The organism is Pauljensenia sp. UMB9872, assembly GCF_030212665.1.
GTDB classification, from domain to species: domain Bacteria; phylum Actinomycetota; class Actinomycetes; order Actinomycetales; family Actinomycetaceae; genus Pauljensenia; species Pauljensenia turicensis_B.
This window is the reverse complement of record NZ_JASOER010000029.1, coordinates 1-15,447: the sequence shown is the minus strand read 5'-3', so window position 1 is coordinate 15,447 and position 15,447 is coordinate 1. Positions and strand designations below refer to the sequence as shown.

Sequence of the window (15,447 nt, the reverse complement as noted above, 5' to 3'; positions counted from 1 at the left end):
GGCCTCACCATCCGCAAAGGCTGGCTCAGAAACTAACAACACGCCACCATAAGCAACTAATTTTGGGTATTAACCCAAAAACCCGGAATTGCTACTAAACAACTCCGGGCGGAACGTCGGGCTAGCGGGATTTGAACCCACGACCCCTTGACCCCCAGTCAAGTGCGCTACCAAACTGCGCCATAGCCCGTATTTGGTTTTACTGTCGTTTTATTGACTTGACGATCATAGCCCACTTGTGGAATTAAATTCCACTTGGGAGCAGTCCCACGACAATAAAACGGCTTTTGTCACATCCTCGATGCAAGATCAGCGTCGATCAGCTTGAGGATTTCCTCCACGACACCATCGATTCCCAGACCAGTAGAGTCGACGACATTTACGCCTTCGGCTGGTGTCATGAACTCAGAAACCTTGGAATCGGCAGCGTCTCGTTTGTCCACTTGGTCGCGGACAGACTCCAAAAGTTCGTCAGTGACCTTCCCGTGAAGTTCCAATGTGCGTCGACGGAGGCGTTCTTCCTCATCAGCAAGAAGAAGAACTCGCACGTCAGCATCGGGACAGACAACGGTCGTAATATCTCGACCTTCAGCAATCATGCCGGAACCGTTAGCGCGGGCCTCCATCATGCGTCGACGCTGTTCGGTTGCCATCCACTTTCGAACAGGTAGGTTCGTCGACACCTTCGGAATGGCCAACGCAATACGAGGTTCACGGATCGCCGCTGTCACGTCCGTGGCGCCGACATGGAAAACTGGGCTGACCGGATCAGAGTCCATGATCAGTGGCATTTCGTCAGCCAGAGCGCGGACTCTCTTCTGATCATCAAGATCGATCTCACGATCGAGCGCATACCACGTGAGTGCGCGGTACATCGCGCCAGTATCGAGATAGCCAATGCCCAGACGTGAGGCAAGAGCTTTGGAGATCGTTGACTTACCGGACCCTGCGGGACCATCGATGGCGATAGTGATGCCAACGTGGCTAATAGCGTCGCGTCGAGAGTCATCAGTGAAAGTCATTGTGTCCTCCATACCCATGTTTCAGTTCGAGTAGTTGATGAGTCGCCATCCGCGACGTTCCAAGTCAGCCTCAGCTTCACCAACGCGCGCCGGATCAATCATGATTCGAGCGAGGCCCACCTGCTGACCAGCAGAATGCTCTAGCACAAGGTCTTCAATGTTGATGTCAATCTCGCCAAGCTCGCTGAAAAGTCGGCCGAGAGCACCGGGCGTGTCGGGAATCAGCACCTCGAGTTCGCCGTAGCGACTGGGGGCTCCACCGTGTTTGCCAGGAATACGCGACACTCCCCTGTTGCCTGCTTCCATAACGCGGTTGACGGCTCCGACGCTGCCACCGCGAAGGGGACCACGCTGGTTCGCAGCACCCAGGTGAACGATCAGATCATCGAGGTCACGGCGCAAAGCTGTAAGAATCGAGGCAACAGGTCCGGCATTACCGGCTAGAATCGCGGTCCACAGGCGAGGGTCCGAGGCAGCGATACGGGTTGTATCACGTAGTCCCTGCCCCGCCAGGTTCATTGATTCAGAAGGTGCCTCTTCAAGACGTGCGGCGATCAGGGATGACACCAACTGTGGTACATGAGAGACAAGCGCCACCGACTCATCGTGAGTCGACGCATCCATTTCGTAGGGAACAGATCCGACGTCAGTTGCCAGAGTGCGCACGGCGAGGACTGCTGTTGGATCCGAGGTTTCGTGTGCGACGACAACCCATGGGCGACCGTAGAACAGGTCAGCATCGGCGGCGCCGGCGCCTGATCGTTCACGACCTGCCATAGGGTGCGAACCAACGTAGCGTGAAGCGAGCGTTGGATCGCCCTTTGCGGTGCCAGCTTCAAGCACCCCCTGTGCAACGGCCTTCTTTACTGAAGCAACATCCGTAACGAACGCGGACGGGAATCGCTGCAAGGCCTCGACTACGCAGACGTCTGCAACATCCGGTGGCGTAGCCACAACAACCAAGGCGGGTGTGACATCGCTGGCCTCGGAAAATGGGATGCCAGCACCGATATCTTGCGCGAGGCGCAATGAAGTTGGGGACGAATCCTCGAGATATACGTCGACACCTGCCGCGCGGAGATTCAATCCGAGCGAAGCGCCCAGCAAGCCCGATCCAATAATCAGGATCGGGCCGGTTGTGGCGATAGGCCGAGTGGGCATCAGAGACCCACGGAAGAGTACAGAGCGACCAGAGCGTTGCCCTTCACGCGACGTGTGGTGCCCGGTTGCAGGCGATCCAGGTGGATCGGGCCAAATGCGGTGCGCACGAGTTCACGAACCGGGAAGCCAACCTCGTCCATCATGCGACGAACCAGGCGGTTTCGACCTTCGTGAACGACGATCTCAACGGTCGTGATGTCACCGTAGGTATCGACAACGCGGAAAGAGTCAACGGCGATCGGACCGTCTTCCAGCTCGATTCCGTCAAGCAACGTGCGACGAATGTAAGGCTTCACTTCGCCGTGCAGACGGGCAACGTAGGTCTTCGGGACTTCGTACGAGGGGTGGGTCAGACGGTTCGCGAGTTCCCCATCGTTCGTCAGTAGCAGAAGGCCGGATGTGTCGATATCGAGTCGACCGACGTGGTACAGGCGCTCCGGGTAGTCTGCGATCAGGTCTAAGAGAGTCGGGCGACCTTCGGGGTCAGACATCGTGGAGACAACGCCGACGGGCTTGTTGATTGCCAAGACGATCGGCTTCGTGTCTGAGAAGAACACGCGCTCGCCGTCAACGTGAATGACCTGCTTCGTTGGATCAACGCGCATGCCCTGGGAACGCACAACCTGACCATCGACCTGAACGCGTCCGGCCGCGATCATGTCTTCTCCAACGCGCCGCGAAGCGATTCCCGCCTGAGACAGTGCCTTCTGCAGGCGAATACCGCCCTCAATGTAGGGATCGTTCCTCACAGCTGTTCCTCCAGTTCGTCCAGCTCATCACTGTCGGGCAAATACGGTGCCAAGGGCACCAGGTCATCCAGGGATTGAAAACCCATCTTTTCTAAGAATTCGCGCGTCGTTCCGTACAGGTGCGCGCCCGAATCTGTCTCACCGACTTCTTCGATCAGACCTCTAGCTACAAGCGTACGCACTACGGCGTCAACGTTCACGCCTCTAATGTGCGAGATACGCGACCTTGAGATTGGCTGGCGATAGGCAACGACGGCCAAAGTTTCCAGTGCTGCCTGTGAAAGACGCGACTGGGCACTGCCCACAATGAAGCGCCCAACGAGGCTGGCCCAGCGCCTCGCGGAGTAGATTCGCCATGCTCCCCCAGTTTGGCGTAGTTCGAAACCTGCAGTTCTCTGCCCGTTTTCTCCGCGGTACGAGGCCGATAAGGCACAAAGGGCGTCATGCACTGTTTGGGGATCGACGTGGAGAGCTTCAGCTAGGTCGCCAACATCCACGGGTTCTGGAGCGACCATCAGGATAGCTTCGAGCGGAGCGAAGAGTTCTTCGTAGCCTGACATTTCGCCGGTGTCAGTCATTGTTGGTCTCCTGTTCCTTGTCGAGGTGAGCCCCATATTCTGCTTCATCAATGTCAATGTCTGTGTCGTCAGTGCCCGTCCAGGTCAGGATGAGTTCTCCAAGCGGTTCCTCTTGAGCGACCTCGAGCGCGCGCCTTCTAAACAGCTCGAGAACGGCAAGGAATCTGGAAATGACAACGGCGCGCGACTCGGCGTCCGCCACCAGATCGGCAAACGTAAGGCGAGAGTGGTGTTTCAATGTGCTTGCAACAACACGTGCTTGCTCGCGCACCGGAACGACCGGGTCGTGAAGGTGCGTGGTGACCACTTCAGGGGCGACGGTTGTAAATGCGCGGACCGCGGCGTTGAGCAGGTCGTTCGGGCGAACCTCCCACTTTAATTCTGGGAGGAGGGCCGCGAACTGGGGTTCAAGCGGAACCTGGCGAGGAATGTAGCCGGCGTTGTCATCCAATACTGATTCAATGTCAGCTGCCACCATTTTGAAAGCACGGTATTGCAACAGGCGTGAGAACAAGAGGTCGCGTGCCTCTAGGTCTTCAGATGCGATATCTGGGTCAGCTTCAGTTCGTGGTAAAAGCGACGCTGCTTTGATATCGAGAAGTGTCGCCGCGACGACCAAGAAATCGGTAGTACGAGACAGATCTGGAAAGATCCGCATATGAGCGATGAACTCGTCGGTGACCTCGGCCAGCGATATTTGAGTAATGTCAAGACGCTTGCGCGTGATCAGCTGAAGGAGAAGGTCAAATGGTCCCTCGAAAACGTCTAGGGTGACGCGGAAGTCATCTATCGCCCCCTGTTCGACTGCGCTGGGCTCAGGCGGCGTCACCACGGGCTACGACCTCACGTGCAAGACGACGGTATGCACGAGCACCTGGATGATTGGGCGCGTAGGTAATAATCGGCTCGGTTGCGACCGACGCGTCAGGGAACTTCACGGTACGAGCAATATGCGTGGTGTAGACAAGATCACCGAATCTCTCATCGAGGCGAGCAAGAACCTCACGCGAGTGCAAGGTGCGCAGATTGACCATCGTCGGGATGATTCCATCGATCTTCAAACGCGGATTAATGCGGTCGCGGACAGTTTCAATGGTGTCCACAAGAAGGGCAACGCCCCTAAGAGCGAAGAACTCGGTTTCGACGGGAATGATCACGCCGTGCGCGGCGGTCAGAGCATTTACTGCAAGCAGACCCAGCGACGGCTGGCAGTCAATGAAGATCACATCATAGTCGTCTTCAATATGACGGATGACGCGCGCCAGCGCGGATTCGCGGGCCACTTCGTTGACCAGTTGGACTTCTGCCGCTGACAGGTCGATGTTGGCGGGGATAATGTCGAGGCCGTCAAGCGAGGTGTGGCAGATAGTGGAGCGGACATCTGCTTTGGGGTCAAGCAACAGGTTGTAGATCGTGCAATCCATGTCCAAGGTGTTGATTCCAAGACCAACGGATGCGGCACCTTGGGGATCGAGGTCGACGATCAGTACTTTTCGACCGTATTCGGCAAGAGCTGCAGCCAAGTTAATTGTGGTGGTGGTTTTGCCGACACCACCTTTTTGATTGCATACGGCAATCACCCTGGCCGGACCATGTCCGTTCAGGGGTGCTGGAATCGGAAAACTTTCGGTGTCACCTGCGATGTCACCGTTCAATGTTGGCTGCACGTCTTTCGTCACACCTCAATGTTAGTTCATGTTCGCTAGTTCGCGTGGGTGGCCTTCGCTCGCGGATGTGCCAGCTGGTAGACCTCTTTCAATGTTGTTGGTGTGACTCGTGTATAGATCTGGGTTGTTTGCACTGATGCGTGGCCAAGTAGTTCTTGGACGTCACGAATTGATGCTCCACCTTCCAACAAATGCGTTGCGAATGAATGGCGCAATGTATGAGGTGAAACGTCTTCATCAATCCCAGCCCTGCCTGCGACGCGCTGGATTATTTCCCATGCGCTTTGACGTGAAAGCGCCCGGCCTCGTGAATTCAAAAACAGAGCGGGACTCCCCTGCCCGCGCTGGGCAAGCACAGGACGGGAGCGCACAATGTACGCCTCGATTGCCACTTTCGCGTACGAGCCGAGGGGCACAATGCGTTCCTTACGCCCTTTACCAAAGAGGCGGATAACGGGAAGTTCTTCGTCAAGGTCAAGATCGTCAAGTGCAAGACCGACAGCCTCTGAAACGCGCGCTCCTGTCGCATAGAGCAATTCCAACAGTGCACTGTCGCGCAGGCTGGTCACGTCATCTCCGACTCGGGCAGCGTCAAGCAACGCGCTCACCTGCTCAACTGATAGTGCTTTAGGGAGGTGACTCCCCTGTTTCGGCGAAGTAATGCGAGCGGCCGGATTATAAATGTCGGGGCTGGTCGCCGAAACAAATGTGTGGAAGCTACGAATCGCAGCACTTGCCCGCGCAATTGACGAGGCCGCCGCTGGCTTGCCACTCACCGTGCCTGCGCTCAGGTCGGCGAGGTGACGTTCGATATCAGCAGATTTGATCGTTTTCAGCTCGCTAATCCCGTGACTTTCAAGGTCTAAGCGATAGCGCTCAATATCGCGTTTGTAGTTGGAAACCGTGTTGATTGATGAACCTCGTTCAACCCGCAAATAGCCAAGCCACTCGTCAATGTACTCACCGATTTCGCTCACGCACTCAGCCTAGTGGCACTCCGACCCTAGACCCGCAAATACCCGCCCTACGAAGGCCCATGTGTTCCCACACCGGTGGGCGGCCTCGTGAACCGAGGACGAGGGCGAGGCTCGAATGAGACACACTCTAGCTAGGCGTTTAGGCCATCTGCTTAGGTAGGCACGTGTCTGAGGGAGAACAATTGCCAGCGACACGTGCACAAGTGAGCAGTCTTTCCCCTCAACTTTTCGATTTTCTTTCGCTAAACTAACAACCGTAAAAAGAATGCCCCAATGATGGGGCCTAACCCGGCTGGAGGCCGAAGTGACACTCAAGTGGGACGCAATTGATGACCGTGCAGTGACCACGGCAAAAATTCTTGCTGCAGACGCCGTTGAACAGGCAGGATCCGGACACCCAGGCACCGCGATTTCCATCGCACCGGCCGCATATCTGCTCTACCAGCGCCACATGCACATTGACCCGAAGGATGATCGCTGGCTCGGCCGAGACCGCTTCGTCCTATCGGCAGGTCACTCCTCACTCACCCAGTACGTCCAGCTCTACCTAGCAGGCATCGGCCTCGAGCTCGATGACCTCAAGACCCTGCGCACCGCAGGCTCCCTGACCCCGGGTCACCCGGAGTACGGCCACACCAAGGGCGTCGAAATCACCACCGGCCCGCTCGGCACCGGCATTGCTTCCGCCGTCGGCTTCGCAATGGCATCGCGACGCATGCACGGCCTGCTGGATCCGGAAGCTGCCCTCGGCGAATCCGTCTTCGACACGAACGTCTACGCGCTCGCTGGCGACGGCTGCTTCGAAGAAGGCGTCTCCGCTGAAGCCTCCTCGCTTGCAGGCACCCAGAAGCTCGGCAACCTGACCCTCATCTGGGACGACAACCACATCTCCATTGAAGACGACACCAAGATCGCCTTCTCCGAAGACGTCCTAGCACGCTACGAGGCCTACGGCTGGCACGTCCAGCGCGTCAACTGGCTACAGGAAGATGGCTCCTACACCGAAGACGTCGCAGCCCTCTCCGAGGCACTCGACGCTGCCAAGGCCGAAACCGACAAGCCGTCCATCATCGCAGTTCGCACCCTGATCGGCTGGCCGACCCCCGGCAAGACCAACACTGGTGGCATCCACGGCTCCAAGCTCGGTGGCGAAGCACTCTCCGGTCTCAAGGAAGCCCTCGGAGCTGACCCGGAGAAGATGTTCGACGTCGACGTTGAGGCAGTCGAAGCTGCACGTGCGAACGTTGCCAAGCGTTGCGCCGAATACCGCAAGGATTGGGACGCACGTTTCGAGGCATGGAAGGCAGCGAACCCCCAGCGCGCAGAGCTTCTTGAGCGTCTGCAGTCCGGCAAGCTCCCCGAAGGCTGGGAAGAAGCACTGCCGACCTTCGAAGCTGGCAAGGCAGTCGCAACCCGTGCAGCATCGGGCGCAGTCCTCAACGCGATCGCCGAAGCTGTTCCGGAACTCTGGGGTGGTTCTGCTGACCTTGCAGGTTCGAACAACACCTACATGAAGGGCCAACCCTCCTTCCTGCCGGAAGGCGCATCCTCCGACGCATTCCAGGGCAACGAATTCGGTCGCAACATGCACTTCGGTGTCCGCGAATTCGCCATGGGCGCCATCATGAACGGCATCGCAGCCGACGGCCTCACCCGCCCCTACGGTGGCACGTTCTTCGTGTTCTCCGACTTCATGCGTGGCGCTGTCCGCCTCGCAGCCCTCATGGATCTGCCCGTCACCTACGTGTGGACGCACGACTCCATCGGCGTTGGCGAAGACGGCCCGACCCACCAGCCAATCGAGCACCTCGCTTCCTACCGTGCAATCCCGAACCTCGCAGTGATTCGCCCCGGCGATGCAACCGAAACCGCAGCCGCATGGCGGGCAGTCCTCGAGCAACGTCACCCGGCTGCCCTGGTTCTCTCCCGTCAGAACCTGCCGAACCCGGCACGCGGTGAAGGCACCGAACTTGCCACCGCTGACGGCCTCGTCCGTGGCGCATACGTGCTCGCCGACACCGAGGGCACCCCGGACGTCATCATCATGGCTTCCGGTTCCGAGGTCTCCGTGGCACTCGAAGCCCGCGAAGTACTCGCGGGTGAAGGCGTGAAGGCTCGCGTCGTGTCCGTTCCCTGCCTCGACTGGTTCGAGCAGCAGGACGCCGACTACTGCGAAGAGGTTCTGCCGTCGGCGGTCAAGGCTCGCGTTAGCGTCGAAGCCGGTATTGCTATGCCCTGGTACCGCTATCTTGGCGATGCAGGTCGCGCAGTCTCCATCGAACACTTCGGTGCCTCGGCACCCGGTGACTTCCTGTTCAAGGAATACGGCATCGATGCTGACCACGTTGTTGCGGCAGCTAAGGAATCGATCGCAGCTGCACAGTGAGGTCGCCTTTTAGTTAAGGCGCAACCCACTGATATACAACGGACGTAGCCACAGGGGAATTTCCCCTGTGGCTACGTCCGTTTATATAGATAGCTTTTGCTATCGCAAACTGTCAAAATAAAATTCAGAAGACACTCAGAATTCTCTAAATATTTTGCCAGATTTGGCAGTTATTTATAGATAGTCGTTTTGACACGTCGGTTTTAGAGAGCATGTTTAACCAAAGAACAGTTCTCTAAAGTATGAGTAAAGGAGAGAACTGAGTGTCTAAACCTTCACGAATCGTGGGGCTTGATGTAGCGCGCTCACTCGCGATCATCGGAATGATAGTTATCCACATGGCCTCGCTACTTTGGAGTACCAAAGTAATACTCTCTGGCCTACCCGCATCATTATTTGCCGTCATCGCCGGCGCGACGATGATGATTATCGGACGAAACTACACCAGCACCACTTTCTTGCGGCTGATAGCCCGAGGCGCTTTAATCATCCTCATCGGCCTGGCCCTATTGCCCGTGGGTGGACAAATCCAAGTGGTTCTCATCGTAATGGGTCTAGTAATGATCCTAGTTTCCTGGATGCCCGCATTGGGAACATGGTGGAGGCTCGGTCTATTTATTGCCGCCACAATCGCCGCAACAATCGTTTACGCCCCCATCGAACTGCCACAGATTTATCCGCTATTGGCATGGATTGCATACTTCATCGGTGGCATGCTTCTTTTCGATGTGTACCTGCGTGGCCGACTACAGCGCAACTCCGCTGCGAACAGCAACCCTCACACTCGACTGAGCTGGATCGTCACCGCTATCAGCGTTGTCATCGCTGCTATCGGCATCTACTTCCGATTTGACCCAAACATTCCCAGCTGGCTCAGCTTTACCGGTCACACCGGCGTCGTAGGCGAAATTATCCTCGCCGTTGCCGTTGCGGCCGTAGTGATTCACCTGTGCCTGATTGTAGGAGACCACTCTCGGATCGTGGCCTATCCTTTCGCAGCCATGGGAACAATGTCGCTCACCATTTACATTCTGCACATTCTTACCGCTTTCTACTGGCAGCAAAACATCGCGTTGCATTCGACTGTGTCAGCAACCGGTTTCATCGTGTTTTTCCTCGTCGCAGCCAGCCTTTGGAAGAAGTTTGTAGGACAGGGTCCTGCTGAGAAACTCGTTGCCACCACGATCAAGGCCATTGTTCCTTCCAAGAAAGAGAATTAACCGTGAAAAAATCATCTTTTTCGATCGCGGCCATTGCCTGCACCACCCTGCTCATGACTGCCACCCCGGCTCTCGCACTCGAATATGGCGAGCCGGCGCCAGAAAATGCGGAAAGCAGTTCCGTTGCCGCGCTCAAAATGGGCAAAATCGGCAACTTTGGTGACTGCACGGGAACACTCGTTGCCGACCAGTGGGTACTCACAGCGCGCCACTGTCTAGAGTCAGTCAACAATGAAGGAACCCAAGCACGCATCGCTGGGAAGGTCTACAACGCTGACTCTTGGGCTCTTTCGCCCACATCTGACGCGGGGTTACTTCACCTGACTGAAAAAGTCAGTAACGCAACCCCCGCAAAAATCTCCCACGATATTCCAACTCCGGGACAGACAGGAACTCTTTACGGTTGGAGTAGCAGCTCGTCAATGGCACGATCCGGACAGCTACCAATGGCCAAAATGGTTGTCAAAGAACTACTAGGTGGCGCGCCTTCCGGTTCTGACACGCCGAGTGCTCCCGAAACTCCTTCAGATTCCAAGGCCCCTACCGGCGCTGATGCATCTACAGAGACTGCCCCACCACAGGCTCTACAGTCAGAACCTGGAATGTCGCAATCCGGCCAAACCGAGTCTAATCCTGAGGGAATGAAAGAGGCCCCAGCCGACAACTCCATACAGCCTAGGATCGAAACCTCTATCTTGGATGTGCAGTCAGTTTCTAGAGCTGGCATGCAGGGCGGTGACTCTGGTGGCCCGTTCTTTGTCGACGGAAAGCTTGCGGGACTTGCTACCGCTGGAACTGCCAATGGGGACCCGGACCTGCCCTCCCCTAGTGCTGCAATCACTACAGTTGCAGGCACCGCAGAGTGGATCGACAACATTGTCTCTGGCCGCGACACCCAAAGCGTTCTAACTGCAGAAAACACTCCTGCGCCGCCAAAGAACATTCAAACCAGTAGCGATAACATTTGGGGCTACCTTGCGATCGCACTCGTAGGCCTTGCTGTGGGAGCAGTCGGCTCACGTATCCGCAATGCGCGCCAGTAAGGATTCCTACTGGACTGTCGAGCGAATAGCATTTCACGCCCCCCCCAAATGATCTACCCGCTCGTCCGAGAGCTGGCCGCGACCGGAGCCCGGGTTCGGGTGCCGGTCGCGGTGACGTGCCGGCTACTTGGCTTCAGTGAGCAGGCCTACTATCAGTGGCTGAAAGCCTGAGATCCGCGCGCGAGGTCGAGGAGGAAGACCTCATCGGGGCGCTGCGCCAGCTCCACGAAGACGACCCCGAAGGCGGCTACCGAGTTCTGGCCGATGATCTGCACGACCTCGGCTACAAGATCAGTGAACGGCGCGTGTGGCGACATAAACCCCCGGACTCAACCAAACCTTCAGCAGACCCCTACGACGAAAGTGGCGGGTTAATCCCAACAGGAATTGTAGCTGCCCGTTGGAATTAACCCGCCTGGAGGAAATCCACCCGTCGCTAGTGCAAAACCAGGTGGCCGTTTAGGCGTTAAACGCCTGCTCTATGCGCTCGTGCGCGGCCCAGATCTGCTCGGGAAGATTCTTGAACTGTGCAAGGTGTTCGCGGCGGTAGCTCATCTCCTTCTTCCACAGTTCGGCGTCGATGGAAAGAATCTTATCCAGATCGGCGTCGTCACCTTCGAAACCATCAAGATTCAACTCTTCCTTTTTCGGCAAAATACCTACTGGCGTTTGCACGCCCTCAGCGCGTCCTTCCTTAACATCTAGCAGCCAAAGCAGTGCCCGCAGGTTGTCGCGGTAGCCAGGCCAGAGGAAGTGACCGTCTTCCGGATCACGTTGGAACCAGTTCACGTGCGCAAAAATGGGCTGCTCCTTCGCGGAACCAATTATCTTCAACCAGTGGGCCGCATAGTCCCCTTCGGGGTAGGACATAAAGGGGCGCATCGACATCGGATCGTAACGCAGCACGCCCTCCTTGCCCTCGGCCGCGAAAGTAGCCTGGGCGCCCAGGGTCAAGCCGTCGTAAACGCCCTCGGTTAGGTCGGTGATTGCCCGGATAAGCGGCTCCCGGTCCTTTACTCGCCCGCCAAAGATGATGGCGTCAATTGGCACACCTTGCGGTTCTTCGTAGTCGGGGGCCACGTTGGGCACGTTAGCCAAAGACGTGGTGAAGCGGGAATTGGGGTGTGCCCACTCGTCGCCCTTGGCCTCGGAGCGCTGCCGATCGGCCGGGCGGTCGGAAATCTTTTCACCCTTCCAATCCAGCCATCCGGTAACATCTTCGGGGTAATCCGGGGTCTTACCTTCCCACCACAGCTCTTGGGTTTCGGGGTTGTAAGCGACGTTGGTGAAGAGCGTCTTAGAGCCTTCTTTGATGGCGTCCATGGCGGTGGGATTAGACTTCCAGTTGGTGTCCTTTGCCACGCCGAACGCGCCGTATTCGGGGTTCATGCCGTAAATCTTGCCGTCTTCACCAACGCGTAGCCACACGATGTCATCGCCGTAGAAGTAAACTTCGTAGCGCTCGCCCAAGGCGTCCGGGGCTAGCATCATAGCGAGGTTGGTTTTACCGGAAGCTGAGGGGAAGCCGCCGCACACATAGTAGGTGTGATCCTTGAGCTTATCCTTAATCCCGATCAGCATGAACTGTTCGGAAAGGAATTCCCCGGAAGTCCAGCCGTCGTAAGAAGCTTGGCGCAGACCGTGGGCGATCTTCCCAAGTAGCGCGTTGCCACCGTAGGAGGAACCGAAGTGCAAAATTGTGCGTTCGTCGGCTACCGTGGCAAACAGACGCTTATCCTTATCGGTGCCCTGCCCCAAGTTCTCCAGGTCGCCGGTCACGTGCACTGCACGCACAAATTGTCCCGAATCTTCCAAATTGTTCAGGTGTTCTACACCAACCCGGGCCATGCGGATCATGTGAAGAACCACGGTGAGGTTGTCGGTAAGTTCCACCCCGCGAGCCCACTTTTCTAGCGGCGCTTTCGGCGGTGCCATCAGGTAGGGCACCACGTACATGGTTTTACCCCGGGAGGCGCCCTTCATGCTTTCCAGCTGCCGGGCAGTTACTTCCGTGGCGTCGTGCCAGTTGTTGTAGATTCCGGCTTCTTGCGGCTTGTGAGTGGCTACGACGGTGCGTTCCTCGCTGCGCGCCGTGTCCTTGTAGTAGGAGCGGGAGTAGTAGAGTCCCTCGCCCGCAGGCGCGATCTCACCGGTGTCTAGGCCTTCGGCGATGAGCCGATCGTCATCCTTTGCGGAAATGACTTCAATGGCAGCGGGTTCGGTAATTCCAGCCCAGTACGCTACGTACTCAGTTACTGCAGGATTTTCCAGTCCGGCATCGCTGAGGATCTTGGCAATGTTATCCATATTCATCTCTCCTAAAATTTCGGGTATCCGAAAATTAAGTTCAGCATACCCGAATTTTTGAAGCGAATTTGGACTTATGTCCCGCCTGGAAGAAATATGGTTTACATCGGAATAATCCTGGGTCTGCTGAAGGTTTGGTTGAGTCCAAGACTGCATAGCTGAGGGGCTGTGCTGGAAGGATGAACACCATGTCCCGTTATAGTGATGAGTTCAAGCGTGATGCGGTCGCGCTTGTTGAATCGGGTATCGCGCAAAACCAGGGTGTAAGGGATCTGGGGGTCTCGAAGTCTGCTCTGCAATCCTGAAGTACGTGATTCCAGGTTCCAGTCGTATGGGATGACGCCCTCGACCGATTCTGATGAGCGACGCGAGATGTCGGCCGCGTTGAAACGGATCCGTGAGCTCGAGATGGAAAACGAAGTGCTACGTCGCGCGGCTGCCTATCTGTCGAAGGCGCGTATCACGCCCCCAAAATGATCTACCCGCTCGTCCGAGAGCTGGCCGCGACCGGAGCCCGGGTTCGGGTGCCGATCGCGGTGACGTGCCGGCTACTTGGCTTCAGTGAACAGGCCTACTATCAATGGCTGAAAGCCTGAGATCCGCGCGCGAGGTCGAGGAGGAAGACCTCATCGGGGCGCTGCGCCAGCTCCACGAAGACGACCCCGAAGGCGGCTACCGAGTTCTGCCGATGATCTGCACGACCTCGGCTACAAGATCAGTGAACGGCGCGTGTGGTGGCTCTGCCATCTCGCAGGTATCCAGTCGGTGATCGTGACGAGGAAGCGCCGCTACCCGCAGGCTCAGCAAGCTGACACCGGTCGAGTTCGAGACCATAACGAGAAGCGCCGTCGCCCTGGCGACATAAACCCCCGGACTCAATCAAACCTTCAGCAGACCCTTCACAACCGATCAGCATTGCTGAACCAACAGGAAGATCATAGAAAACCAGTAACCGAAACCTGGCTCAATCCGTGCTCGGTCCACGAAATCCACGAAACACGGGCGTTAAAAGTGTACGGCTCCGTTAGACCGTGTACTGGAGGGCTATGCGATCTTCCGGATGACGATCATTCAGATAGAGGACGACCAGGAAGAACCACTCCGCTGGTTTCATCAAAAACCACACAGCATCAGCCGCCCACTGCGATCTGATCAGCTTGGCAACCGGGAAGCCATACGTGTCATACAAGCGACGAATAACCCGATGAGTTCTGGGCACACGCTCTTCCAGCACCTGCTCAAACGCATTTGCCACAAGCAACTGGCGATTGACAACTACCGGCCGGCCATGACGCAAGCCCATACGAATCGGCTTTACCACCCCTCGATGTCCGCCAGCTGCCACAGTGCAAAGGTAGTGCTCGTCAAAATACACATTCTGGGGAGCAACCTGCTGTGACAGGTTCCAGTCACTGGTCTGCGTAAATGCTTGCACCACTAAGCTTGGCGACTGACCAAACAAAGCTAGAATTCCGACCACCACGGCAAGTAGCGGGAGCGCCACTACAAACCCTAGAAGAGGCCAGCGATTCGCATCAGCCACCATTGCATCCAGTTTGCTCAATATCGAGGAGCCATCGATGCGGCCTCGTCTATCTTCATCCGCTTCGTAGGCTCGAACTTGGATCGCAACTATTTTCACCACAATCGCAAGCACAGCCAACAAAGGAAGAATCAACAGCGCGTCTAAGGGCTTTTCAAAAGTTGTGATCTGGATAGTCCACACCAGGCCGAATGCAACGCCCAAGTAGAGCCCCGCAATCGCAATCACAACTACGAGGGGCGGCAACTGCTTGGCCTCGTTGAAGCGCAAAATGAGGAACCCGACTACGAACAGTAGCGAGATGAACAGCACGTGTGGCCATGCCCGGGTGTAAATCGGCGCGTGGGTTTGGTAGTTTGCCAGCTGAACGTGCCAGTCAGCAGTCGGCACAACCTCTTTGAAGAACCCTAGGTATCCGAACTCATAAACTGCTATGACGCACAGCGTCCAAACGTCCAGGCCCGCATCGAGAACCGGCAGGTCCTTGCCGCTTGCCGCTTTAACCGCACGGATTATTTGGCTGGCAGTCAGCGCCACTGGGTAGCCGGCCGTGAGTGCGATGAGGGCTCCTCCAACCAGAATCTGCCCGAAAACCTGGCTCGCGCCTGAAGGAGGTTGAGATGCGAGGATGGCAATCGCTCCGGCAACTCCAATCAACAGGGCCAAAACGATTCGCGAAAAAGAGGGGTGTTTGCTGGCGTAGCGGTACAGATTCACTTGTGGGTTAAACGACAAAATGTGTGTGTGAATCTCTCGATTTATGGGCCCTGAACTGGGTTAACGATGAAAATATA

12 protein-coding genes, 1 tRNA gene and 2 pseudogenes are annotated in these 15,447 nt (G+C 56.7%); 5 read left to right on the top strand and 10 right to left on the bottom strand.

From position 1 onward, the window contains the following. Positions 1-116 precede the first annotated feature (116 nt). The 8 genes from QP109_RS09005 to xerD all read right to left on the bottom strand — a co-directional run bounded on the left by QP109_RS09005 (position 117) and on the right by xerD (position 6,154). Positions 117-190, bottom strand: a tRNA-Pro gene (locus QP109_RS09005). 100 nt (positions 191-290) lie between these two features. Next, positions 291-1,022, bottom strand: coding sequence for a (d)CMP kinase (cmk, locus tag QP109_RS09000; protein WP_285024395.1), 732 nt, complete (start codon positions 1,020-1,022; stop codon positions 291-293). 21 nt (positions 1,023-1,043) lie between these two features. Then, a complete protein-coding gene (locus QP109_RS08995; RefSeq protein WP_101628139.1) occupies positions 1,044-2,183 on the bottom strand; it encodes a prephenate dehydrogenase in 1,140 nt (379 codons plus the stop codon). Next, positions 2,183-2,932 (bottom strand): pseudouridine synthase, encoded by a 750-nt coding sequence (locus QP109_RS08990; RefSeq protein ID WP_101628138.1) that lies wholly within the window; start codon positions 2,930-2,932, stop codon positions 2,183-2,185. Before QP109_RS08990 ends, QP109_RS08995 begins: the two co-directional genes overlap by 1 nt. Beyond that, positions 2,929-3,510 carry an SMC-Scp complex subunit ScpB gene (scpB, locus tag QP109_RS08985; protein WP_101628137.1) on the bottom strand — a complete coding sequence of 194 codons (582 nt, stop codon included), beginning with the start codon at positions 3,508-3,510 and terminating at the stop codon, positions 2,929-2,931. The genes QP109_RS08990 and scpB overlap by 4 nt, the downstream gene beginning before the upstream one ends. Next, positions 3,503-4,342, bottom strand: coding sequence for a segregation and condensation protein A (locus QP109_RS08980; protein WP_285024393.1), 840 nt, complete (start codon positions 4,340-4,342; stop codon positions 3,503-3,505). The genes scpB and QP109_RS08980 overlap by 8 nt, the downstream gene beginning before the upstream one ends. Continuing rightward, on the bottom strand, positions 4,326-5,189 hold the full coding sequence (locus tag QP109_RS08975; RefSeq protein WP_101628135.1) for a ParA family protein: 864 nt from the start codon (positions 5,187-5,189) through the stop codon (positions 4,326-4,328). The genes QP109_RS08980 and QP109_RS08975 overlap by 17 nt, the downstream gene beginning before the upstream one ends. Positions 5,190-5,212: 23 nt before the next feature. Next, on the bottom strand, positions 5,213-6,154 hold the full coding sequence (gene xerD / locus QP109_RS08970) for a site-specific tyrosine recombinase XerD (protein ID WP_285024392.1): 942 nt from the start codon (positions 6,152-6,154) through the stop codon (positions 5,213-5,215). Between the two features lie 304 nt (positions 6,155-6,458). Here xerD and tkt point away from each other — a divergent pair, with 304 nt between their 5' ends. The 4 genes and pseudogenes from tkt to QP109_RS08950 all read left to right on the top strand — a co-directional run. After that, positions 6,459-8,540 (top strand): transketolase, encoded by a 2,082-nt coding sequence (tkt, locus tag QP109_RS08965; RefSeq protein ID WP_285024391.1) that lies wholly within the window; start codon positions 6,459-6,461, stop codon positions 8,538-8,540. 263 nt (positions 8,541-8,803) lie between these two features. Further along, on the top strand, positions 8,804-9,760 hold the full coding sequence (locus tag QP109_RS08960) for a DUF418 domain-containing protein (protein ID WP_285024389.1): 957 nt from the start codon (positions 8,804-8,806) through the stop codon (positions 9,758-9,760). Between the two features lie 2 nt (positions 9,761-9,762). Next, a complete protein-coding gene (locus QP109_RS08955) occupies positions 9,763-10,803 on the top strand; it encodes a trypsin-like serine protease (protein ID WP_285024387.1) in 1,041 nt (346 codons plus the stop codon). Between the two features lie 60 nt (positions 10,804-10,863). Next, positions 10,864-11,117 (top strand): annotated as a pseudogene (locus QP109_RS08950) (IS3-like element ISAar45 family transposase); the annotation flags it as partial. Between the two features lie 145 nt (positions 11,118-11,262). Here the strand turns inward: QP109_RS08950 and QP109_RS08945 are convergent. Beyond that, entirely contained in the window at positions 11,263-13,110 is a 1,848-nt protein-coding gene (locus tag QP109_RS08945) for a phosphoenolpyruvate carboxykinase (GTP) (protein WP_285024384.1), read from the bottom strand. Between the two features lie 188 nt (positions 13,111-13,298). On the opposite strand from QP109_RS08945, the pseudogene QP109_RS08940 reads away from it, so the two are divergent. Continuing rightward, positions 13,299-13,920, top strand: a pseudogene (locus tag QP109_RS08940) (transposase); the annotation flags it as partial. 214 nt (positions 13,921-14,134) lie between these two features. Here QP109_RS08940 and QP109_RS08935 read toward each other — a convergent pair. Then, on the bottom strand, positions 14,135-15,388 hold the full coding sequence (locus QP109_RS08935; protein WP_285024381.1) for a DUF6688 domain-containing protein: 1,254 nt from the start codon (positions 15,386-15,388) through the stop codon (positions 14,135-14,137). Between the last annotated feature and the right edge of the window lie 59 nt (positions 15,389-15,447).

Excerpts from the sequence above, each read along its gene's own strand:
- cmk (WP_285024395.1), bottom strand. The coding sequence starts at position 1,022 with ATGACTTTCACTGATGACTCTCGACGCGACGCTATTAGCCACGTTGGC.
- QP109_RS08995 (WP_101628139.1), bottom strand. The coding sequence starts at position 2,183 with ATGCCCACTCGGCCTATCGCCACAACCGGCCCGATCCTGATTATTGGA.
- scpB (WP_101628137.1), bottom strand. The coding sequence starts at position 3,510 with ATGACTGACACCGGCGAAATGTCAGGCTACGAAGAACTCTTCGCTCCG.
- QP109_RS08945 (WP_285024384.1), bottom strand. The coding sequence starts at position 13,110 with ATGGATAACATTGCCAAGATCCTCAGCGATGCCGGACTGGAAAATCCT.